The following is a 22422-nucleotide window of genomic DNA, read 5'->3' on the forward strand; positions in this document are numbered from 1 at the left end:
GAGACGAACGGACACTTCGTCAGTGAATTAAGCCGGCGGACTACCCTGCGCGACGCTGCGTAAGTAATCACTGGTACCGGATGCCTTCATGAGCATCGTATCGACTAGCCGTTGTCCTCTGCAGCCCCGGCGAACTGGATTGCGCGGCTTTGGTATCACGATACTGAAGCTTGGCTGATTGTGGAACGCGCGGTCGCCTGGATCGCTAAGATGGACCGCCTATCGCTCACCCACAAACTGAAAGTTCCGCATGTTCAACGGACTCGGCCTGCCGGTTTTGCTCGCCATCTTTGCCGCCTGCGCAGGCGTAATCTGGGTAGCGGGCGTGAAGCTAGCTGATACGACGGACATTCTGTCCTCGCGCCTTCACCTAGGCAAGGCGCTCGGCGGTATCATCGTACTCGCAATAGCCACCAACCTGCCCGAGGTCGCGATCACCGTCAGTGCGGCGCTGGCAGGCAATCTGGGGGTGGCGGTCGGCAATATACTAGGCGGCATCGCCATCCAGACGGTTGTGCTCGTGGCGATGGACATCGCCATGAAGGAGCAGGTGCCTCTGACCTACCGCGCCGCCAGCCTCACGCTGGTCGTGGAGGCGGTGCTGGTCGTGGTGGTCTTGATCGTGTCGATCATGGCGACGCAGTTGCCGGGCACGCTGATTGCGGCTCGCCTGACTCCCGGGGCGGTGTTGATCGGCGTCTTGTGGATCATTGGCGTGTGGCTTTCCAGCAAAGCCAGCAAGGGGCTGCCTTGGCAAGATACGAGCGGCACGGCTCCCGACGCGCAAAAAGAACCCAAGGGCCACTCGCAGGCGAAGAAGGATGACGCCTCTGGACAGCGCGGCGAGAGTACGATTCACGTCGCATTGGTCTTCGGCGCTGCGGCGCTTGCGACATTGGCAGCCGGTGTACTCTTAGAGCGAAGCGGCGATGCCATAGCGGAACACATCGGCCTCAGCGGGGTCATCTTCGGGGCAACGGTGCTTGCGGCCGCCACGTCGCTGCCCGAGCTTTCGACCGGTATCACCTCGGTACGCATGAAGGACTATCAGCTGGCCGTCAGCGACATCTTTGGTGGAAACGCCTTTCTGCCAGTGCTCTTCCTCCTAGCCGTCGTCGTCTCAGGCAAGGCGGTGCTGCCTGATGCTCAGGCAAGCGACATCTATCTTGCGGGCCTTGGAGTGTTGCTGACCTGCGTTTACGCCGCAGGCCTGATTTTCCGACCCAAACGTCGAATTTGGCGCATGGGCATCGATTCCTTCGCGGTGCTTACCCTTTATGCCCTCGGCGTGGGCGGCCTGTTCGCAATATCTAGCGGTCACGGCAGCTGAGCCGCTTATTCCAAAACGCGACTTTCTGAGGTGGAAGCCAGCTTTTGAAACTAGCCGTGTTGAACATGAACAGGTGTCCGATGTTGGGAGGAGAGAAGGAGCACGTGTATGGCCGATTCTGGGTCGTCGGGGCTGCTCGAGGAGGCTTTGCGTTACCCTCGCGCTCACAGCCGCAAACCGTCGTCGCCTATGACATGCTGGGTGCTTATAGGTTGGCCTGTTCCTCTTTGTTTAAGTCAGCATCGGGACCATAATAGAGTTCAGCGCACGCGTCGCGCAGGCAGCCACCCTCGATCTCGATATCGTCCCGATAGGCGTCCCCGATGAAGCCGAGAGTGTCGACGTGCTTTGCCTCGAAATACATCGGATGCACATCGTTGCGACCAGCACCGTAAACGACGCGGCCGACTTTCGACCAGATCGATGCCATCGTGCACATGCCGCAGGGCTGGAGTGTCGAGTATAACGTCACCCCGCGCAGCTCCAGTTCTCCGGTTTGCTCACAAGCCCAACGGATAGCCATCATCTCGGCATGGGCCGTTGCGTCAGGCAACTCCTTGGTCTGATTACGTTCGGCTGCAATCACCTTCCCGTCTAGCACGATGACGCATCCAAGCGGGGAGGTTGAGGGATCGGACCCTTTGGAGCGTGCGACGTCTATCGCCATTTGCATCCAATGTTCGTCGGTATCGGTCTGCATTGCGTATCCATCTAATTGCAGTTGCTGTAAGATTTGGCGTGTCGATGCGGTTGCGGCGTCAGCTTTGAACCACCCTGACGGTCGCTTCCGTGGGATCGACCGGATCCATCACGAAAACCCCCGCATCACGGTTCGCGACAAGCCATGCGACGTGCGCGGCAGAGATGCGCTGGCCCGGCACCAGTCGAGGGACGCCCGGCGGTGCGGGCGCGATCATCTCTGCTGCGATCCTTCCCTCAGCCGCCTCGTAGGCCACCATTTCGGCTGGGCCGTAGAGTGCCGCAGGCCCGGGCATCGCCATGTCGACGGACAGGGTACCGATCCCGGGCATAGGCGAAATTGCCGGCAGGATGGAGGGATCGGAACCGAGCTGATTCACGAGATCCTGCAAGCCGCGGACGAGCTTGCGGAGATCGGACCTGGTTGTGCCCAGCGACAGAACGGCCAGGATATGCCGGGCGTCGGATAGCCCCATACTGATCCGGTGATGCTTGTAGAGCCAGTCATCGATAGCATACCCCGATACGCCCAGCACCGAGACGTCGATCAGCACCTTGGTGACGTCCAGATCGGCATCGGGCGGCAGATGATCGCAACCTAACACTCGCAACGGGGCAATACCGGCAATCTTTCTGCGGACCTTCTCCGCCAGCGCAATGACGCCGTTCCACATCTGCTCCCCGTTCAACGCGTGATCTCGCCGGGTCGCGTCAAGCGTTGCTAGGATCGGTACCGATGGGCTGGTGGTCTCGAACAGCTCATAGGCCATCCACAATCGCTGGCGATCGATCAGGTCGCCCTTGGCGACGATCACCGATCCCTGCGCGAGAGCCCCCATCGTCTTATGGGCGCTGTAGACGGCGGCATCCGCCCCCTTGGTCAGCGGATCGTCGGGCAGTCCTTCACAAAATGCGAACGCACCACCCCAAGCGGCATCGACGATCATGGGAATACCGTGATCGTGACAGACAGTGGCGAGTGCCGCGATATCGCTCGTCACGCCGTAATAGGTTGGGCTGACGACGATGAACGCCTTGGCGGTTGGATTGGCCGCCAAGGCGGCGTTCAGCGCCTGCGGCTCAACACCATGCTCAATGTCCCATTCCCCGTCGATCTGGACCGGCACGATGGCGGCATTGAGCCCCGTCGCGAGCGCGTAGGCACGCTCAGCCTTGTGGGCATTCGCCGCGACCAGAATGGTGTCACCTGGTCCGGCGACCGAGGCCATAACCGTGTGTAGACTCTGGGTGGATCCGCCGGTTACAAACCGGCAGAAGTCGGCATTCCAGGCCTCCGCCGCGATCTCGTGCGCACGTTGAAGGGCCAGCTTGCCTTCGGTACGGTCGTCGAGCCCCTTCGGCGTCAGCACGTCGGCGTGAAAAACGCGCTTGCCGAGCAGTGCCTTCATCCCGCCAGGAATGACTGCACCCTGGTTGTGGCCCGGCGCTCCAAATCCGATGACCGGCCTCTTCTCGATCGCCGCCAACGCATCGGCCAACGGCGCACTCTTCTGATCCATGCCGAACACTCTCCTGATCGAATGGGTGAAACGCATGGATACTGGAAAGCCCCTCCACGATGGTTGATCTTCTTTATCAAACAAGCAGTTATCCGCCGAAGGTGGACATGGATCAAACCTTCCGCCTAGCTGGCTAGGGCGCTCATCGATAGCAAAGCCCTTTCCAACATTCCGTCACCAAGGGTACGAAAGAGGAAGAGCTATGAGGAACGAGATGCCGATCAACGTCAACGCGGCGAGTGCGGCGGAGTTGGACACCATCCCGGCGCTAGCGGGGCACGGGTTCGAGATCGTCCGCTATCGTGAGGAACGTGGCGGGTTCAGTGACCTGAGACAACTTGATGAAGTACCCGGTCTTACCGGTAAGGCCGATGGGGCGACTGCTTCACTGACCGTCGGCGATTGCTGACTCAGGCGGGCGCCAGACTTTGGAACGCCGCGATAAGAGCCTGTTCGTTGATCGGTTTGTCGAGAACGATCATCGATGGCCGACTTACATGGCATGCTTCGCGCGTGCCGGTCACGAAGATCACGGGCGTCGGCCCATGCTCCAAGATGATGGCTTCCACCGCGGCAGGGCCGGTACCGGCTGAGAGATTGACGTCGGACATGATGATGGAGGGAGGCCTCAATCTCGCAGCATCGATTGCCTCATCTTGCGAGGCAGCCTGATCAAAGGATGTGCCGCCAGCCCTCGCGATCAGCTGGATGATGTGGTCGGCGATGAGGAAATCATCCTCGATGACGAGCACATGGCACATATGACGGATCCCGATAAGCTGAGCTCTTAACCAATGTGGTCACGCAACGGGCCCGCCACGGCGTTAATAAATGTCAGACAAGGTCGAGAGCTCAGATCGGCGCTTCGATTGCGAAGCGAACACCTTCCGGCAAATATTGGATTTCCGCCTTGCCGCGGATGTGGCGTGATAGGACGCGCTCAATCATTCTCGTACCAAATCCAACACGTGTTGGCATAGCAACGATAGGTCCATCCTGCTCCGCCCAGGAGAAGGTAAGTCGGCGTTCGGTTGCATTGCCGTTCAGGTCCCAGCGTATGCTCACCTGACCCTCCGGTACCGAGAGCGCTCCATATTTGATCGCATTGGTCGCCAGCTCGTGCAGTGCCATAGACAACGCAAGTGTCACTTCCGGGGTCAGCCGTATCGTCGGGCCGACAGCGGAAAACCGTCGACCGTTGCTGTCCATGAACGGCGCCAGCACCCGCTCGACAATCTCACCGATTGCCGCGCCTTCGATCTCGTCCTTGAGCAGCAGTTCGTGCGCAGACGCGAGGCTAGCGATGCGGCCCGACACCGCATCCCGAGCCTCAGCAAGGGATCCAGCATCGCGTAGCGTCTGACTGACAACGGCACTGACCGTCGCAAGTGTGTTCTTCACGCGGTGTGTCAGTTCATGGGCCAGAACCGAACGTTGCTCCTCGGCGAATTTGCGCGCTGAAACATTGCTCGAAAAGCCCGAAACCGCCAACGGCGTGCCATCCGCACGGCGCTGCAGCGAGCCTTGGGAATGGATCCAGCGTTGCTCGCCTTCAGGCGTCAATATGCGGTATTCGACATTATAACGCGTGCCATGCTCGATAGCGCTGTTCAGCGAAGATCTGACGAGTTCGCGATCTTCTGGGTGTACGCAAGCCAACAAGCCTTTCGCCGATAATATCTCTCCGGCCGGCCTTCCAAAGTTTGCAAGACAGCTTGGCGAATAGCTAAGCCGCCATTCTGGCAGGTCGATGGTCCAAGTGCCCAGTCCGCCAGCATCGAGCGCAAGCGCCAGGCGCGCTTCTCGTTCGGCTAGCGCAACTTCGCGCTTCGCAAGCTCGGCACTCAGCGTGTCTCGGTCGCGTTCCAACTGCAACAGCCCGTGCCGCTCAAGTGTGACATCGAGCTGGGATGCCACGAAGTAGCGTAGGCTGCCGGTCGCGTCATGCACGGGCGCGACCATGAGGCGGTTCCAGAACGGCGTGCCATCACGACGGTGATTCAGGAGGTCGATATCGATCGGCTCACGGAGAGCAATCGCGTCCTTCATGCGTTGGACGTCGGCCTGATCGGTCAACGGTCCCTGCATGAAACGGCAGTTCCGGCCAACAACCTCGACCGCCGAGAACCCCGTCAGAGCCTCGAACGCGCGATTGACGTAAACCAGCGGGTTATCCGGTAGCGTTGGATCGCTGACGACCATCGGCGTAATGCAGTGATCGAACGCCGCAACGAATGGGTCATGCTCGTTGAGGCGGGACGCAAAGGCGTCGACAGCCTCACGTACGACACCTGAGGTATCGTGCGGTCGAATAGGCGAAGGTGGGAGTGGCTGACGGTCCAAAGCGGGAACGTCCTAGCGGTAAGCCGTTGATGGATCAATGTAATCGAATTTATGTAGAACATCTGTCATCTGTCGTCCCACCTCGTGAGGCCATGCGGTTGTCGGTTATGATCTTAAATCAGCGGCTAGTCTGGGACCACTCTGCGGCGAACGCGGGTGCTGCAATAAAGCTCGCCGGCTGCGGGGATACGGGCGGCGGATCGCAGACACCCTCTTCAATGTAGCGCATTGCGGACATCAGACCATTCCGGGAGAAGGGCTTGGGTATGACGCCATGGCCACCGGCAAAGTCGGCTGGGATCTTAAGTGGGTTTGCAGTGACGAAGACGACTATCGCGTCCGCCCATCGCTTCCGGATTAGTGCACAGACATCCAGGCCATTGGTGCCTTTCGCAAGCTGTATGTCGACAAAAGCCAAGTCCGGATGGAGATCGCCTGCCAGGTCTTCAACTTCGTAGAGAGACGCGGCCTCGCCGACGACACGGTGACCGGCGTCTTCGATCATCGCTTCGATATCCATGGCCAAAAGAGCTTCGTCCTCGACGATCAGCACGTTCAACGGCGGTTGCGCACGTACACTCATTAATCGTCCACCGGGAATGAGAGAGATACACGGACCCCGGGGGCGGCGTCGGACCACATGACGTCGGCCCTGGCTTGCTTGGCGAGGCGGGAGATAAGCATTTTGCCAATGCCGTCCGGCTGAACGTCATTGCTGGCTAGCCCATGCCCATCATCGGTGATTTCGATCAGGGCATTATTGCCTTCTAGGGCTGTGCGAACAGAAATCGTACCGGCTCGCCCGTCGGCAAATGCATGCTTGATGGCGTTGGTCGCTATCTCGTTGAGGATCAACCCAAGCGATGCCGCCTTACTGGACGGCACCTCTATTTGCGAAATGTTCGAAACCAGCTTGATGTCGTCGCGTCGGCTGGCACCAACGACGTCGCCGATTAGATTTTCGGTAAACGCCCCGACGTCGAAGCGGGTGACGTCGTCCGACTGATAAAGGCGGCGATGCACTGTCGCCAGCGCATCAACCCGTTCAAGCATAGTTTCAAGTTTTGATGAAACGGCCGGGTCTGATATGCTACGCGCCTGCAAACGCAGAAGTGAACCGATCATCGTAAGATTGTTCTTTACGCGATGGTCGACTTCGTGAAGCAGCAGAGTTTTCGCATCTAACGCGGCCTCGAGGTCTGACGTGCGCGCCTCGACTTCCTGTTCGACCAATAACTTCTGCTTTGAAATGATAGTCTGCGCTTTGACGCGGTCAGTAACATCAAGCTGGGAGGCGAAGAAGAATACAACCTTACCGGCGTCATTGCGTACAGGGCTCAGATACAACGCGTTCCAGAACGCAGATCCATCCTTCCGATAGTTTAGAAGGTCCACGGCAATGTCGGTCTGGGCGTCGATTGCCTGACGCACCTTAGCCACCTGCTCTCGGTCAGTGTCGGGACCCTGCAGGAAGCGGCAGTTACGGCCGATGATTTCACTTCGGTCATAGCCCGACAGCGTTTGAAAGGCTTCGTTGCAGAAGACGATCGGGTTATCGGTCTGCGCGGGGTCCGTAATGACCATAGGCATTCGTGTAGCCCGAACTGCCGCGGCAAAAGGGTCCGCTCGTCCGTGCTCGTAATCGAGCGCTTCCGTCAGATGCCAATCGTCCCGCTGCTTCATCACGCCTCCGTGGAGCGTGCCGATCAGCCGAACCCCGTGTCGGGACTAAATCGTTTTGATCGTTTTCCGTTCCGCTGAGAGATCGAGTTCGTCTCACTAAGGCATGGCTATTGCGCGGCATGGCTTGCGCGTACAAAGCCTCTTGAGATCGAGAATCGGCGCCCCGTCTTGCAGGCTGGAAGCTGAACGAATGGCAGAAGTAGGGAAAGCGAAAACGGCTCATGAGTGTCCGCTTGTGGGTCCTCGTCAGCGCGGAGCAGCTTGGTTGCAAGGCACCATGGCTTTGCCCGCTGTCGTGTCAGCCGCTACCCAACGTGTGATAAGTAAAGGACATGCGGTGGCGAGCGTCAAAATCAGCGGACTTTCCAAGAGCTTCGGCGACACCACAGTGCTCCTGCCGACCGACCTGACGATCGAGGAAGGCGAGTTCATCGTCCTCGTCGGACCGTCGGGTTGCGGCAAGTCGACACTGTTGCGGATGATCGCCGGGCTTGAGGTGCGAAGCACCGGAAGGGTGGCGATCGATGGACGCGACGTGACCGATGCGGCGCCGTCGGATCGCGGGCTGGCGATGGTGTTCCAGTCCTACGCGCTGTACCCGCATCTCACAGTCGCGGAGAACATCGCGTTTCCGTTGAAGGTCGCAAAAGTCGCCAAGCGCGAGATTACCGAGCGCGTCGCGGAGGTCGCGGCGATGCTCGATCTGTCGGATCTGCTCGACCGGCGGCCGCGGGCCTTGTCGGGTGGGCAGCGTCAGCGGGTATCGATCGCGCGCGCAGTCGTGCGTCGACCGAAGGTATTGTTGCTCGACGAGCCGTTGTCGAACCTCGATGCCAACCTGCGTGCGCGGATGCGGCACGAGTTCGCGCGACTGCATCAACAGCTCGGTGCGACGATGATCTACGTCACGCACGACCAGCTCGAGGCGATGACGCTCGCCAACCGCATCGTCGTGATGAGCGAGGGGCGCGTCGAACAGGTCGGGCCGCCGATCGAGGTGTATCGGCGGCCGGCGAGCCTTGCCGTTGCGGCGGCGATCGGATCGCCGGGGATGAACCTGCTCGCGGCAACGATCGCGTCGGTCGACGAGTCTGGCGGCACGGTGCGGTTGGCTGGGGGCGAGATAGTGAGGACCGGCGCGATCATGCCTCCGGACTCGGTCGGCGCGGCAGTCACGCTTGGGGTTCGGCCCGAACACGTGCATCTCGATGACGCAGGGCCGTTCGTCGGCGCTGTCGAGCTGTTCGAACGGCTCGGGCCGTTGTCGTTCGCGCATCTCGGCGCACGCGGCGCGGCGGATACGATCGTCGCGCAGTTGCCGGGGGATCGGTCGGTCACGCTCGGGGAAGTCCTGCGGGTCGGCGTCGCGCCTGAGGACGCGCATGTGTTCGCCGCCGATGGCCACGCCTATCCCTTTACGCTGCCGCCGAGCAGTCCGGTCAGGTAATAACGCTGCATCGCGAGGAATAGCAGCAACACGGGTATCGTCGTGACGACCGCCGCGGCCATCATCAGTTCGCCGTCCGCGGAATGCTCGCGCGCGATCGCTGCGACCGCGACCGGCAGCGTGTAGAGATGCTGGTCGGCCAGCACGATCAGCGGCCAGAGGAAGTCGTTCCACGAGCCTAGGAACATGAATAGCGCCAGCGTGACGACGATCGGGGTGAGCAGCGGAAGGACGATCGTGACGAAGATCCGCGCCTCGCTCGCGCCGTCGATCCGCGCCGCGTCGATCATCTCGTCGGGGATCGCCAGCGTCGCCTGCCGCACGAACAGGATCGCGAAGATGCCTGCGAGGCTTGGCAGGATCACGCCGGCATAGCTGTTGACGAGCCCGAGCCGCTTGAAGATTAGGAACAGCGGCAGCATCGCAACCTGGCCCGGTACGACCAGCGATGCGATCAGGATCTTCAGTAGCCGTTCTCGTCCGCGGAAGCGGAGTTTAGCGAACGCATAGCCCGCGGGGACCGTGAGCAGCAGGCCGAGCAGCGTCGAGATCGTGGCGATGGCGACGCTGTTGAACAGTGCGGGGACGATCCGGTAGTCGAACCACGCGTCATCGATCAGCCGCCGGACGAGCAGCTCGTGGTAATTCTCCAGCGACCAGCGCGATGGCCAGAGCGGCGTGGGGAGGTTGCTCGACTCGCCGCGCGGCATGAACGAGACGATCACCATGTAGAGCAGTGGCGCGATCGTCAGCGCGGTCAGCAGCACCACCGCCGCATTGGCGAGGAACGCACGCGGTTTTATCAGAGCCATTCGTAGCGCCTCCCGATCCGCGTCTGCACCATCGTCAGCGCGAGGATCATCAGGAACAGGACGAACGCGACTGCGCTGGCCTGGCCGAGATTCCACCATTTGAAGCCTTCGTCGAACATGAAATACAGGATCGTCGTGGTGCTTTGCGCAGGGCCGCCGAGCGTCATGACATAGGGCTCGGCGAAGATCTGGAGAAAGCCCGCGACGCTCATCACCGCGGCGAGCAGCAACGTCGGGCCGATCGCAGGGAGGGTGACGTGGCGGAAGCGGCCCCAGCGACCGGCGCCGTCAAGCCGCGCGGCTTCCATCAGGTCCTGCGGCACTGCAGACAGCGCGGCGGTGAAGACGATCATGTTGTAGCCAAAGATCTTCCACGTGACGAAGATGAGGATCGCGGGAATCGAGGTGTGCGGGTTGCCCAGCCAGTCGACCGGCGCTGCCCCAATTGTCGCGAGTGCGCGGTTGATCAGCCCCGAGCGTTCGTTGAACAGGAAGCGCCATACCACCGCGGTCGCGACGATGCTGGTGACGTAGGGCGCGAACAGCAGCACGCGCCACAGCGGCTTCCACCGCACCGTCGCGTCGTTGAGCAGCAGCGCGACGGCGAGCGACGCACCGATCGCCATCGGCACGCCGAGCAGGGCGAACAGCGCGGTATTGCCGATCGCGCGCCAGAACAGCGGCGTCGAGAACAGGTCGATGAAATTGCCGAGCCCGACGAAGCGCAGGTTCGCCCAGTCGGCGAGCGCGTAGATCGAGTAATCGGTGACCGACAACGCCATCGCCAGTGCGGTCGGCAGGACGAAGACCAATGCGATGATCACGAGGACCGGTGCGGAGAAGAGCCAGGCGGCCCGTTCCTGGCGGGTCATGCCAGCGTGCCCGCCTCGACCAGCGCGCGGCGCTTGGCGAGCAACTGGTCGACGCGCGTGTCGAGCCCGGCGAGCGCCTGCGGAATCGTCTGGACGTTTCGAACGACGCGTTCGGCGGCGAACTGGATTTCGAGTTTGATCCGCTCCCATTCGATCACCTTCGGTGCGGTGGCAGGGAAGCGCATCTGTGCCTTGAACGGCGCGAGTATCGGCGCGCGGAGTTGCGGCGACGTCCACGCACTAAGCCGGGCCGGGAGATTGCCGATCATGGTCTGGTAGCGGAGTTCGCTCGCCGGTGAACTGAGGTGGCGGACCAGGGCCCAAGCTTCGGCCGGGCGCGGTGTCGACGCGGACACGCACAGGCTGGTGCTCAGCCCCGACACTGCGCCGACGCCGTGCGGACCCGCGAGCCGCGCCGTCGCCCAGCGCTCGGCGGGGATCTCCGTGGCACGTCGATGGAGGTCGAGCATCGTCGTCGGCCCGGTCGGCCAGATCGCGAAATAGCCTTGCGCGAACGCCGCGACCGGATCCTGAATCTCGGTCGAGAGCGCTTTTGGCGCGAGCCCTTCGGCAAATATACGCGCGTAATAGGCGAACGCGGCACGAGCCTCCGGCGTCTGGAAATTGCCGCGCGTATCATGGTCGCGCAGCAGCGTCGCGCCGGTCTGGCCGAGCATCGTGATGAGCATGTCGGGCCAGTTGAGCAGAAGCATGAACACGAAGTCGTCCGGCCGCTGTCGCTTGATGGCATGACCCATGCGGAGCCAGCCGTCCCAGTCTTCGGCAGGCGCGGCATAGCCAGCCTTGGCGAGGATATCTCGTCGGTAGAACTGGACCTGAGGCGCGACCGACCACGGCACGGCGAAGTCGCGCCCGCCGACACGGGTCGCGTCGAGCACCCCGGGGAACAGATCGGCGACCATGGCCGGCGACGGGACGGGGGCGATTGCACCGATCGTGGCGAATTCCTGGACCCAGCCGGTATACAGCATCAGCACGTCGGGCATGGCGCCGCCAGCCTGCGCGGTCAGCAGCTTTTCGTGTGCTGCGGTCGCAGGCAGCGATTGTATGTCGACCGGGATCCCGGTCGCGGCGGTGAAGGCGGGCATCAGCATCGGCGAATAATCGCCCTCGTAACTCATCGCCCAGAATTTCAGCGGTTCGGGTGCGCGCGATCGGGCACAAGCCGCGAGGCCGAGCGTCGGCAGAAGCCCGAGCGCGCTTCGTCGAGTCCAGTCGTGCGGCTGTGCCCCCATCGCCGGATCGTGGCGCATCGCGGCCTTCCACGCCACCCCCTGCGGGAGGCGATACCCAGCGAAATACTGCGTTAGGTTAATGCCTTGGCGGGGATTGCACGGCCGACATGCTTGCCCCGTGGCGGCCGATGCGCTTAAGCCGGAGGCAACGCTGGCGGGGGCCAATGCCGGCGAACAGGGAGAGAAGTTATGCGTATCCTTTGCCGCCGTCATCTGCTGTCTGGCGTCGCGCTGCTTGCCGCAACGTCGGTACAGGCACAGGTCGCTTCACCGGCCACTGATGCGCCCGCGGACCCGGCCCCCGAAGCAGCAGGTGAGATCGTCGTGACCGGTTCGCGCATCGCCCGCCCCGATTACGCGCCGCCCAACCCGATCGTCTCGTTCAGCGCGGCCGACCTCCAGCAGTCGGGCAACACCAACGTCACGACCTTTCTCCAGCGCGTGCCGGCGCTCACTAATTCGCGCGACAGCACGCGGACGGCGGGCAACGCGCAGGCCGACGGCAGCTTCGGGCAGATCGGGCTCAACCTGCTCGATTTGCGCGGGCTTGGCCCCAACCGGACGCTGGTGCTCGTCAACGGCCGCCGCCATGTCGCCGGCCAGCCCGACACCGCTGCTGTGGACATCAATGCGATCCCCACTGATTTGATCGAGCGCGTCGATGTGCTCACAGGCGCGGCGTCGGCTGTGTACGGCGCGGACGGCGTCTCGGGCGTCGTCAACTTCGTGCTGAAGCGCGATTTCGATGGCGTCGCGGCCCGCAGCCAGTTTGGCATCTCTGAGCGGGGCGACGCCGCCAACCGCTTCGCCTCGCTGATCGCGGGCCGCAACTTCGCCGACGGCCGTGGCAATCTAACGCTCGCCTACGAGTATAACGCCGACCAGCCGCTCGCGAACGACGATCGTCGGTATCTCGCACAGGGCGAACGCCAGTATTTCGTCAACCTCGACAATTACGACCCGACGCGCCCTGGCAGCTACAAGGTCGGACCGGTCGGCGACCTGCGCTATCCGTACAGTTCGAACCAGGGCATCGTGTATATCGGCGACCAGGTTTTCCGCGGCGACGGCGCGCTCTACACGCCCGGCCGGTTCCTGCAGAACGACGGGTACACGGTCGGCGGTGACGACACGCCGGTCGCGGGCTATATCGGCGATATCTTCCCGCGTACCCGCCGCCACGCGATCAACGCGCTGACGCATTACGGCGCGTCGGACGCGTTCAAGGTCAGCCTGGAGGGCAAGTTCGTCCAGTCGACCGTGACCAGCTTTGGCGGTTATGGCGGCAATTATCCCGCGACAGCCGCGCTCGACAATCCGTACATCCCGGCAAGCATCCTCGCAGCGGCGACCGCAGCCGGGCTCGGCTCGGTCGACGTCAACCGCAACAACTTCGACATCCCGCGGCGTGGCGAGGAAGACCGCCGGCGCACCTATCGCGGCGTCGTCGACGTCACCGGCCGGATCTCGGAGCATGCCAGCTACGACGTGTCCTATACCTATGGCCAGACCGACGTCCGCGCGACCAAGCTCAACGACCGCCTCAACGTTCGCTTCCTGAACGCGCTCGATGCGGTGCGCGGGCCGGGCGGAACGATCGTGTGCCGCTCCGCCGACGCCCGCGCGGCCGGCTGCATGCCCGTCAACACATTCGGCGGCAACACTGTGGATCCGGCCTCGTTCGGGTATTTCCTGAGCAACCCGGCGAGTGATGCACGGCTCACGCAGCATGTCGCCAACGCCTCGCTGAACGGTGACTTCGGGCAGTTCTTTGCGCTGCCCGGCGGCCCGGTCGCGTTCGCGGTCGGTGGCGAATATCGTCGCGAATCAAGCAGCTTCCGTCCGGCGCAGGCGATCACCGACAATCTGTTCTACCAGTATGACGAATACATCCTGCCGACCCCGTCGAGCGGCCATTTCGATGTCTGGGAAGCGTTCGGCGAATTGAACGCGCCGATCTTGAAGGACGTACCGTTCGCCAGCCTGCTCTCGGTCGGTGCCGCGGGACGCTATTCGGATTATTCGACGGTCGGCTCGACCCGTGCGTACCAGTTTAACGGCATCTACGCGCCGATCCGCGAGATCAGCTTCCGCGGCTCCTACGGCCGCTCGGTACGCGCGCCCAACATCGGTGAGATATTCCGTCCGCAGACCGGCAGCAGCAACTTTTTCTCCGATCCCTGCTACCTCGGCAACCGCACGCTCGGGACTCAGTTCCGCACCGCGAACTGCCAGACGCTGATCACCGGCGCAGGGGGCAATCCCGCCACCTTCACCGCGCAGAACAACCCGAATGCGACGATCTTCATCCCCGGCACGCAGCAGGGCAATCCGGACCTGCGCGCCGAAGTCGCCCGTACCTGGACCGCAGGCGTCGTGGTACGGCCGATTGCAGGGTTGTCGATCGGGCTCGACTGGTACGATATCCGGTTGCGCGACGCGATCAACACGCCCGATGCGAACACGATCGCGTCGCTGTGCGTCGACCAGCCGACGCTCGACAACGCCTATTGCAACGCGATCAGCCGCGAGCGCGGCACCGGGTTCATCAACGGCTATGTCGTCCAGCCGCAGAACGTCGCGGCGTTCCGCACTGCCGGTGCCGAACTCAACATTGCCTATCGCTTCCGGACGGCGCGAGCAGGCGCGTTCGATATCCGGCTGGTCGGCGGCTATCTCGACAAGCTCGAACAGGTCACCACGCCGGGCGCCATCACCGAGGACAATGTCGATCAGCCGTTCCGTCCGAAATATACCCTCACCTTCTCGCCGAGCTGGACCGCGGGGGCGCTGACGCTGAGCTACAACCTGCGCTGGCAGGACGGCGTCCGCCGGTTCGCCAAGGTTGATACTGATGCGAACCCAAGCCTCGTCGATCCGCGCTATCTCCGGTACAAGGAGCTGTGGCAGCACGACGTGCAGACCGAGGTCGCGGTCGACGAGAGATTCTCGTTCTATGGCGGGGTCAACAACCTCGCCGACCAGAAGCCCGATATCGGTTTCGAGACCAACGTGCCGATCTCGCCAGTCGGCCGGTACTTCTATGCCGGCGCGAAGGTTCGGTATTGAGCCGCTCGGGCGTTGACGTTGGACGATGCCTCGACGACGGACGCCTGATCGCCAAAACGAGAAAAAAGACGCCGTGCTAACCAAAGACATGCTGAGCCTTATCACGATGGAGGAAGGGGCCTTCATCGATCCCAGTTGCACAGTCGTCGATCCGCACCGCCTGACACTGCGCAAAGGCGCGTTCGTCGGCCCCGAGGGACTGATCGACGCCGGCGGTGGCGTCGAGATCGGCGAAGCGGTGCGGATCAGCTACCGGTGCACGATCATCTCGCTGACCCACCACATCACACGCTCGGTCTGGCGACGGGGCGTGGACGGGGATCGACTTCGGCCTGTCCTGATCGAGCGCGGTTGCTGGGTAGGCGCCAACGTCACCATTTATCCGGGCGTCACCGTGCGAGAGGGGTGCGTCATTAATGCAGGATCGGTGATCGCAAAATCTACCGAAGCACATGGACTTTACTGTCCCTCATATGCCGTGCGTATCAAAGATCTTGATTTCAAGTGACGGCTGATCACGATCGCGTCGTCAAGACCAACTATCTACGTTCCATCTGCCCGAAGCTCTCGTACGAAGCGCCGAAAAAATGGCGTATCGCCAAATGAACGGACGGCCGGAGTTGGGGCGAGGCCATGGGGCCCTGAACGTCCGAATGTGGGTCGACACGTCAACCATCGGGATCTGAAAAAGGTAGCTCTAAACAGCTTGATGTGCTGGCGCCACACGCGTTCCTAAATCAGCAAGCCAAAGGCATCATCTCAGCCTTCGTGATTCGATCGATGAAATAATCGTCATGGAGCAGCCTGCTTGGCTATCCCGCGTTGGTTCCAGAGACGTGTATGGAGCAGCAGAAATGAGACGTAACCTAGCGCGCGCCCTTGGCTGGATCATTGCGCTGCTGGGCGGTTTTTTCGTCTCCGCCGGTGCCGTCCTGCTGTCTCTTCACGGGTCGCCTTATTATCTGATCGTCGGCCTCGCGATGATCGTCAGCGGTGCGCTTGTAGGTCGGGACGATCGGCGTGGCAGCTGGCTGTTCACAGTGATCTGGATCGCCACCCTGGTTTGGGCTGTCTGGGAAGTCGGCTTCGACGGTCTGCAGCTCATGCCGCGCGTTGTCGCGCCGACCGTCCTCTTGGTCTTAATATTTTTGGTGGGCTGGCGGGATGGGACAGCGTTCGGCCGTTCCGGTTTGTCACGCGCCGCGCCCGTCCTCGCAGCGAGCGTTGCGGTTTTATGCTTAGGCCTGTTCGCGGTGCGTGGGCGCGATGTCGATGCACAGGGGCTGGTAGCATCCACTCCAAGCGCCCTCACGCAGGTAGCGACAGGCGAGGCCGATAACGACTGGAACGAGTATGGCGGTACCGCATCAGGCCGGCGGTATTCCTCGCTCGCTGACATCACACCCGCCAATGTCGAGCGTTTGGCGCTCGCCTGGACGCAGCGGACTGGCGATCTGCCAGCCGCGGCAGAGACGACCGAGCATAAGCGGGAATATCATTCCGAGGCCACGCCGATCCACGTCGGCGATAGCCTTTACACCTGCACGCCGCATTCGTTCGTGCAGGCGATCGATGCGACCACTGGGCGGACCAAGTGGAGCTGGCACGAGGCGGCTAATGTGCAGGACAACAACTACCTCGTCTGCCGCGGGGTGGCGTATTTCGAGGCGCCGGCCGGAACGCCGTGTCCGCACCGCATCTTCGCGCCCACCTTTAACGCGCGACTTGTGGCTCTTGATGCGGACACCGGGCGGGTATGCCCGGGTTTCGGCCAGAACGGCAGCATCGACCTTCGAGCTAACATGGGCTTGTCAAACGTATCCGATCAGATAGGGACGTCGCCGCCGATGGTGGTCAACGGGCGATTGATCATCGGCGAGCGGATCACCGACAACGTTAACCGCAACATACCGAGCGGCGTGGTGCGGGCGTATGACCCGGTATCGGGAAAGCCAGTATGGGCGTGGGACGTCGGCCGGTCGCAGGACGCGATCACGCCGCTGCCCGCAGGTCAGGTCTACACGCGTGGTACACCCAACGTCTGGGGCGCGATCACTGCTGATGCCGCGAACGGTCTCGTCTATCTGGGCACGGGCAATGCCTCGCCGGATTACTGGATCGGTTATCGCCGGCCGTTCGACGACCGGTTTGGCACGTCGATCGTCGCGCTCGACGTCGCGACCGGCAAGCTGCGCTGGAGCCGGCAGCTGGTCCACCACGACATGTGGGACATGGACTTGCCGATCGGGCCGTCGCTGTTCGATTACCGTGCGCCCGATGGGCGGACGATCCCCGCGCTGCTCCAGACGACCAAGATGGGCCAGGTCTATTTTCTCAACCGGCTGACGGGCGCGCCGATCGCCGCGATTGCCGAGCGACGCGTGCGGACCGACGGTGCGACGCCTGGAGTCACGGTATCGCCGACGCAGCCTTTCTCGGTCGGCATGCCGTCGTTCACCCCGCCCGCGCCGAGCGAAAAGGCGACCTGGGGCGCGACGCCGATCGACCAGTTGCTGTGCCGGATCGACATCCGCCGCGCGCAGGGGGCTGGGATCTACCAGCCGATCGGGCTGACGCCGATCATCGGCCACCCCGCGTTCGACGGCGTGACCGACTGGGGCGGCGCGGCGGTCGATCCGGTGCGCGGCATCATGACTGTCAACACGATGGAGATGCCGTTCAAGCTGTGGCTGATGCGACGCGACGACCCGCGCGTCGGGCCGTTGATGGCGCAGAAGCAGGGCGGCGAGAATGCGCGGCAGGCGCAGTTGCAGACGCAGTACAACACGCCGTACGTCGCGGTGGTGCAGGCGTGGATCGGTATCTTCGGCGCGCCGTGCAACGCACCACCCTGGGGGCATCTGACCGCGGTCGACCTGAAGACGAAGAAGATCCTGTGGCGCGAGGTGCTCGGCACGGCGCGCGATACCGGCTTGTTCGGGTCGCATCTGGGTGTGCCGATCAAGACCGGCGTGCCGAACCTCGGTGGATCGATCGTCACCGCAGGCGGGCTGGCGTTCATCGCTGCGACTACCGATCAGTATCTGCGCGCGTTCGACCTGAAGACCGGTAAGGTCGTTTGGAAGGCTCGGCTTCCGGCCGGGGCGCAGGCCACACCGATGACGTACCGAGGTGCCGACGGGCGGCAGTATGTCGTGATTACCGCGGGCGGGCATGGTGCGCTCGGGACGCGGTATGGGGATTATACGCTGGCTTATGCCTTGCCCCGAACGTGATGGGTGTTGAGGCCGGTCGCTCGCGCTGCTCATTCGGTCAGCGTCAAAGACCGTCCGCCATTTTCGACCGGCAGTGGCGGACGGTCTGTAAATTCAGGACGTCAGCGCGCTCGCCGCTTATGATGGCGGACGGGATGATTAGGGGGATACGTGGTCGGACGGGTCAAGCGAGTTATATCGCGTCTATCGCTGGTCGCGACGCTTGTTGGTCTGGGCGGTTGCACGGCGTTGTCGCTCGGGTTCTTCAACCCGCAGGGGCCGGTCGCCGGGCATGAGCGCGACCTGTTCGTCACCGTGTCGATCGTGTTGCTGTTCGTCGCGGGGCCGGTACTGCTGCTGACGCCGCTGTTCGCGTGGCATTACCGGCTGTCCAACCGCGGCGACGCGTACCGGCCGAAGTGGAATTTCTCCTGGTGGGTGGAAGGGCTGATCTGGATTCCGCCCGCCGGGATCGTCATCGGGCTTGCGGTACTGCTGTGGCACTGGACGCAGATCGACGATCCGTATCGGCGGTTGCCGGGCGCGGCGCCGGTCGAAGTGCAGGTGATCGCGCTCGATTGGAAATGGGTGTTCGTCTATCCCGACCTCGGCGTCGCATCGGTCGATCGGCTGACCATTCCCGCCGGGCGCCCGGTGCATATCAAGCTGACCAGCGGCACGGTGATGCAGTCGATGCTGATCCCGCAGCTTGCCGGGCAGATCTATGCAATGGGCGGGATGACGACCGAGCTGAATATCCAGGCGCACCGGGCGGGGCGGTTCCGCGGCGAGAACACGCAGTATAACGGGGCTGGCTTCCAGCAGCAGAAGTTCGAGGTCGTTGCGGTGTCGCCGGCGGAATACGATCGCTGGGCCGCCGCAGCACGCCGCGGCAAACGTACGCTCGATGCGCAGACGTGGCGGCGGCTGTCCGCGCGGTCGATCATCACGCATCCCGTCGAGTTCGCGCACGTCACGCCGAATCTGTTCGACCACGTTGTCGTCGCGATCGGCGGCATGACCCATTCTCCTCCGAAGGCCGTTCGATGACCGTTTCCGTTCCCCTCTGGCCAGCGGTGTTCGGCCGGTTCGGCTGGCAGGACCTGCCGTTCGTGCGCGCGTGGGAGAACCCGACGATCAGCGAGATCATCGGTGCGTTCGCGGGCGCGCTGGTGGTGGTCGGTGCGGTCGTCGTCGCTGTGCTGCTGACGCGCTATGGCAGGTGGCGGTATCTGTGGACCGAGTGGCTCACCAGCCTCGACCATAAGAAGATCGGCATCATGTATATCGTCGTCGCATTCGTGATGCTGTCGCGCGCGCTGGTCGAGGCGGTGCTGATGCGGATGCAGCAGGCGGTGGCGATCGAAAATCCCGGCTTCCTGACGCCCGACCATTTCGGCCAGCTATTCTCGACGCATGGCTCGATCATGATCTTCTTCATGGCGATGCCGTTCCTGACGGGGATGATCAATTACGTCCTGCCGCTCCAGATAGGCGCGCGCGACATGGCGTTTCCCTGGGCCAATTCGATCGCGCTGTGGCTGACGATCGGCGCTGCCGGCCTGATGATGGCGAGCCTCGTCGTCGGCGAGTTCTCGACCGGCGGATGGAGCGGCTACCCACCCTATACCGAGCGCGCGTTCAGCCCCGGCGTCGGTGTCGACTACTGGATCTGGGCGGTGACATTGGGGTCGATCGGCTCGACGATGGCGGGGATCAACATCGCCTGCACCGTCTACAAGCTGCGCGCGCCCGGCATGCGGTTCATGCGGATGCAGATGTTTTCGTGGACCAGCCTATGCACGTCGATCCTGATGATCTTCGCGATGCCGCCGCTGACCGTCGCCACGCTGCTGCTCGCGCTCGACCGCTATCTGGGATTCCATTTCTTCACCAACGACCTCGGCGGCAACATGATGAACTACGCCAACATGTTCTGGCTGTTCGGCCATCCCGAGGTCTACATCCTGATCCTGCCCGCGTTCGGCGTGTATTCGGAGGTCGTGTCGACCTTCTCGACCAAGGACCTGTACGGCTACACCTCGCTGGTGATCGCGACGATGGCGATCGCGGTGCTGAGCTTCACCGTGTGGGTCCACCATTTCTTCACGATGGGGCAGTCGGCCAACGTCAACGCGGCGTTCGGGATTGCGACGATGACGATCGGCGTGCCGACGGGGGTGAAGATCTATGACTGGATCTGGACGATGTTTCGCGGCGAGGTTCGCTTCACCGTGCCGATGCTCTACGCGCTCGCGTTCATGATGACATTCGTGCTGGGCGGCTTCACCGGCATCATCCTGGCGATGCCGCCGCTCGACTACCTCGTTCACAATACGCTGTTCCTGGTCGCGCATTTCCACAACATGCTGATCCCGGGGCTGCTCTACGGGATGCTCGCGGGCTATCATTACTGGTTCCCCAAGGCGTTCGGGTTCCGCCTCGACGAGCGCTGGGGGCGGATCGCGTTCACCTGCTGGGTAGTCGGGTTCTACCTCGCCTTCTTCCCGCTGTACGTGCTCGGCGCGAGCGGGATGGCGCGGCGGACGCAGGCGATCTTCGAACCGTCGTTCCGGCCGTGGCTGTATGTCGCGGGCGTCGGCGCGTTCGTCCTGCTGGCGGCACTGACATCGCTCGGCATCCAATTGTGGGTGAGCATCCGCGACCGCGTTTCGCTGCGCGTGGAAGCAGGCGATCCGTGGGATGGCCGCGGGCTCGAATGGTCGGTCAGCGCACCGCCGCCCGAATACAACTTTGCGGTGCTGCCGCTGATCGACGGGCGCAACCCGTTCTACGATCACAAGCATGACGAGGGCCAGCCTGACCCTTACGCCTCGCCGCCGTCGTACGAGGACATCGTCGTGCCGCGCGGCAGTGCGACCAGCGTCGTGATCGGGCTTACCGCCGCGGTCGCCGCGTTCGGCCTGATCTGGGAGATCTGGGGGCTGACCATCGTCGCTCTCCAGGTGATCGTTGCGGCGGTCGTGCTGCGCAGCTTCGGTCGCAACCAGCACCGGACCATTCCCGCTGCGGAGGTCGCGCGCGAGCATGAGGCCTGGCTCTTGCGCGTCCGGGCGACGCCCGGGATCCCGCGCCAGTTGGAGACCGCCGCGGTCAATCGTGGCCTTGCGGAGATCGTGGCGTGAGCGAACCCGAACTGGCGCATGCCGGCCTCAACCTCGGCGACACCGGCGCGCTGACGCAGGACCAGGCGGAGAACGCGATCTTCGGCTTCTGGATCTTTCTCATGAGCGACGCAGTGATCTTCGCGCTGCTGTTCGCGACCTATGGCACGATGATCGCCAGCACCGTCGGCGGCCCGACGCCTGCCTCCGAATTCAAGCTGCTGCCGGCGTTCGCCGAGACCCTGTTGCTGCTGACGAGCAGCGCGACGTTCGGCCGCGCGACGATCGCCATGAAGTACGACGAACCGCGCCGCGTGCTGTTCGGCTGGCTCGGCGCGACGCTGGGCCTAGGCCTCGTCTTCCTCGCGCTGGAAGCGAACGACTTCGCGACGATGTTCGCGCACGGGGCCTACCCGATGCGCAGCGGCTTCCTGTCGTCGTTCTTCGCGCTGGTCGGGTTGCACGGGCTGCACGTCGCGGTCGCGTGCTTCTGGCTGGTCGTGATGGTCGCCCAGGTCTGCGCCTACGGCCTCGACGCGCGGGTGCGGATCAACCTGTTGCGGCTGGGGCTGTTCTGGCACCTGCTCGACATCGTCTGGATCGCGATCTTCTCGGTCGTCTATCTGCAAGGGAACATCGGATGAGCGACCGGACACGCGAACTCAGAACCTATGCGATCGGTTACGGCCTGTCGCTCGTGCTGACCGTAGCGGCCTTCGCGATGGTCCGCTGGCCGTCGTTCGGTGCGCGCGAGATCTTCGGCGGCGTGCTGGCGCTGGGGCTGGTGCAGATGGCGGTGCAGTTCCGCTGCTTCCTCCACATCAGCCTCAAGCGTTCCTCGCGGCACGACCTGCAACTGATCCTCTTCTCCACGCTGATTATCGCGCTGATGGTATCGGGGACGCTGGTGATCCTTTTCAACCTGCGTGGGCGAATGATGGGGTGACAGGGGTGTGAAGTGTTAACTTTGCTATCTCAGTTCGAAAGAACGCGCTGACCCAATACGAAACTTGAACATGAACGAATGGCCATATGTGGGAAAACTTGTAAT

The 22422-nt window shown here is 62.8% G+C and carries 19 protein-coding genes; 10 read left to right on the top strand and 9 right to left on the bottom strand.

Annotated features, from left to right (window positions below; all coding sequences use genetic code 11):
- The first annotated feature begins 250 nt into the window (after window positions 1–250).
- A complete protein-coding gene (locus NEF64_RS08210; protein WP_209570699.1) occupies window positions 251–1330 on the top strand; it encodes a sodium:calcium antiporter in 1080 nt (359 codons plus the stop codon).
- 205 nt (window positions 1331–1535) lie between these two features.
- On the opposite strand, the gene NEF64_RS08215 is transcribed toward NEF64_RS08210, so the two are convergent.
- Together NEF64_RS08215 and NEF64_RS08220 are read right to left on the bottom strand one after the other, a co-directional pair.
- Window positions 1536–2030 (bottom strand): nucleoside deaminase, encoded by a 495-nt coding sequence (locus tag NEF64_RS08215; RefSeq protein WP_252574801.1) that lies wholly within the window; start codon window positions 2028–2030, stop codon window positions 1536–1538.
- Between the two features lie 58 nt (window positions 2031–2088).
- Window positions 2089–3585, bottom strand: a complete 1497-nt coding sequence (locus tag NEF64_RS08220) for an aminotransferase class I/II-fold pyridoxal phosphate-dependent enzyme (protein ID WP_252574803.1) — start codon at window positions 3583–3585, stop codon at window positions 2089–2091.
- A 178-nt stretch (window positions 3586–3763) separates the two neighbouring features.
- Between NEF64_RS08220 and NEF64_RS08225 the strand changes: the two genes are divergently transcribed.
- On the top strand, window positions 3764–3958 hold the full coding sequence (locus NEF64_RS08225; RefSeq protein WP_192191641.1) for a ComEA family DNA-binding protein: 195 nt from the start codon (window positions 3764–3766) through the stop codon (window positions 3956–3958).
- A 1-nt stretch (window position 3959) separates the two neighbouring features.
- Here NEF64_RS08225 and NEF64_RS08230 read toward each other — a convergent pair whose 3' ends face one another.
- The 4 genes from NEF64_RS08230 to NEF64_RS08245 all read right to left on the bottom strand — a co-directional run bounded on the left by NEF64_RS08230 (window position 3960) and on the right by NEF64_RS08245 (window position 7575).
- Window positions 3960–4310, bottom strand: coding sequence for a response regulator (locus tag NEF64_RS08230; RefSeq protein WP_209570696.1), 351 nt, complete (start codon window positions 4308–4310; stop codon window positions 3960–3962).
- 91 nt (window positions 4311–4401) lie between these two features.
- Complete coding sequence (locus NEF64_RS08235) at window positions 4402–5751, bottom strand: PAS domain-containing protein (RefSeq protein ID WP_252574804.1); 1350 nt, start codon at window positions 5749–5751, stop codon at window positions 4402–4404.
- A gap of 259 nt (window positions 5752–6010) precedes the next feature.
- The gene (locus NEF64_RS08240; protein ID WP_252574920.1) at window positions 6011–6445 is read right to left on the bottom strand and encodes a response regulator; all 435 of its coding nucleotides are present in this window, start codon (window positions 6443–6445) and stop codon (window positions 6011–6013) included.
- Between the two features lie 29 nt (window positions 6446–6474).
- Window positions 6475–7575 (bottom strand): histidine kinase dimerization/phosphoacceptor domain -containing protein, encoded by a 1101-nt coding sequence (locus NEF64_RS08245; protein ID WP_252574806.1) that lies wholly within the window; start codon window positions 7573–7575, stop codon window positions 6475–6477.
- A gap of 337 nt (window positions 7576–7912) precedes the next feature.
- Between NEF64_RS08245 and NEF64_RS19290 the strand changes: the two genes are divergently transcribed.
- Window positions 7913–9022 (top strand): ABC transporter ATP-binding protein, encoded by a 1110-nt coding sequence (locus NEF64_RS19290; protein WP_276576763.1) that lies wholly within the window; start codon window positions 7913–7915, stop codon window positions 9020–9022.
- Here NEF64_RS19290 and NEF64_RS08260 read toward each other — a convergent pair.
- From NEF64_RS08260 to NEF64_RS08270, 3 genes are read right to left on the bottom strand one after another with little or no spacing between them, the layout of a single operon-like run.
- Window positions 8983–9834 carry a carbohydrate ABC transporter permease gene (locus tag NEF64_RS08260; RefSeq protein ID WP_252574808.1) on the bottom strand — a complete coding sequence of 284 codons (852 nt, stop codon included), beginning with the start codon at window positions 9832–9834 and terminating at the stop codon, window positions 8983–8985. The two genes, NEF64_RS19290 and NEF64_RS08260, sit on opposite strands and share 40 nt — an antisense overlap.
- Complete coding sequence (locus tag NEF64_RS08265; protein WP_252574809.1) at window positions 9825–10706, bottom strand: carbohydrate ABC transporter permease; 882 nt, start codon at window positions 10704–10706, stop codon at window positions 9825–9827. Before NEF64_RS08265 ends, NEF64_RS08260 begins: the two co-directional genes overlap by 10 nt.
- Window positions 10703–11980 (bottom strand): extracellular solute-binding protein, encoded by a 1278-nt coding sequence (locus NEF64_RS08270; RefSeq protein WP_162235431.1) that lies wholly within the window; start codon window positions 11978–11980, stop codon window positions 10703–10705. Before NEF64_RS08270 ends, NEF64_RS08265 begins: the two co-directional genes overlap by 4 nt.
- A gap of 171 nt (window positions 11981–12151) precedes the next feature.
- Here NEF64_RS08270 and NEF64_RS08275 point away from each other — a divergent pair, with 171 nt between their 5' ends.
- The 7 genes from NEF64_RS08275 (at window position 12152) to NEF64_RS08305 (ending at window position 22317) form a co-directional block, all read left to right on the top strand.
- Window positions 12152–15031 carry a TonB-dependent receptor plug domain-containing protein gene (locus NEF64_RS08275; protein WP_235516540.1) on the top strand — a complete coding sequence of 960 codons (2880 nt, stop codon included), beginning with the start codon at window positions 12152–12154 and terminating at the stop codon, window positions 15029–15031.
- 88 nt (window positions 15032–15119) lie between these two features.
- The gene (locus tag NEF64_RS08280) at window positions 15120–15539 is read left to right on the top strand and encodes an acyltransferase (protein ID WP_200912229.1); all 420 of its coding nucleotides are present in this window, start codon (window positions 15120–15122) and stop codon (window positions 15537–15539) included.
- A 346-nt stretch (window positions 15540–15885) separates the two neighbouring features.
- Window positions 15886–18267, top strand: a complete 2382-nt coding sequence (locus NEF64_RS08285) for a membrane-bound PQQ-dependent dehydrogenase, glucose/quinate/shikimate family (RefSeq protein WP_252574810.1) — start codon at window positions 15886–15888, stop codon at window positions 18265–18267.
- A 228-nt stretch (window positions 18268–18495) separates the two neighbouring features.
- On the top strand, window positions 18496–19296 hold the full coding sequence (locus NEF64_RS08290; protein ID WP_235516538.1) for a ubiquinol oxidase subunit II: 801 nt from the start codon (window positions 18496–18498) through the stop codon (window positions 19294–19296).
- A complete protein-coding gene (locus NEF64_RS08295) occupies window positions 19293–21392 on the top strand; it encodes a cbb3-type cytochrome c oxidase subunit I (RefSeq protein WP_082447080.1) in 2100 nt (699 codons plus the stop codon). Before NEF64_RS08290 ends, NEF64_RS08295 begins: the two co-directional genes overlap by 4 nt.
- Window positions 21389–22015, top strand: a complete 627-nt coding sequence (locus NEF64_RS08300; protein WP_056409520.1) for a cytochrome c oxidase subunit 3 — start codon at window positions 21389–21391, stop codon at window positions 22013–22015. Before NEF64_RS08295 ends, NEF64_RS08300 begins: the two co-directional genes overlap by 4 nt.
- Window positions 22012–22317 carry a cytochrome o ubiquinol oxidase subunit IV gene (locus NEF64_RS08305; protein WP_056409518.1) on the top strand — a complete coding sequence of 102 codons (306 nt, stop codon included), beginning with the start codon at window positions 22012–22014 and terminating at the stop codon, window positions 22315–22317. The genes NEF64_RS08300 and NEF64_RS08305 overlap by 4 nt, the downstream gene beginning before the upstream one ends.
- Window positions 22318–22422: the final 105 nt, after the last annotated feature.

It is taken from the genome of Sphingomonas aerolata (assembly GCF_023935825.1).
Lineage (GTDB): Bacteria > Pseudomonadota > Alphaproteobacteria > Sphingomonadales > Sphingomonadaceae > Sphingomonas > Sphingomonas aerolata.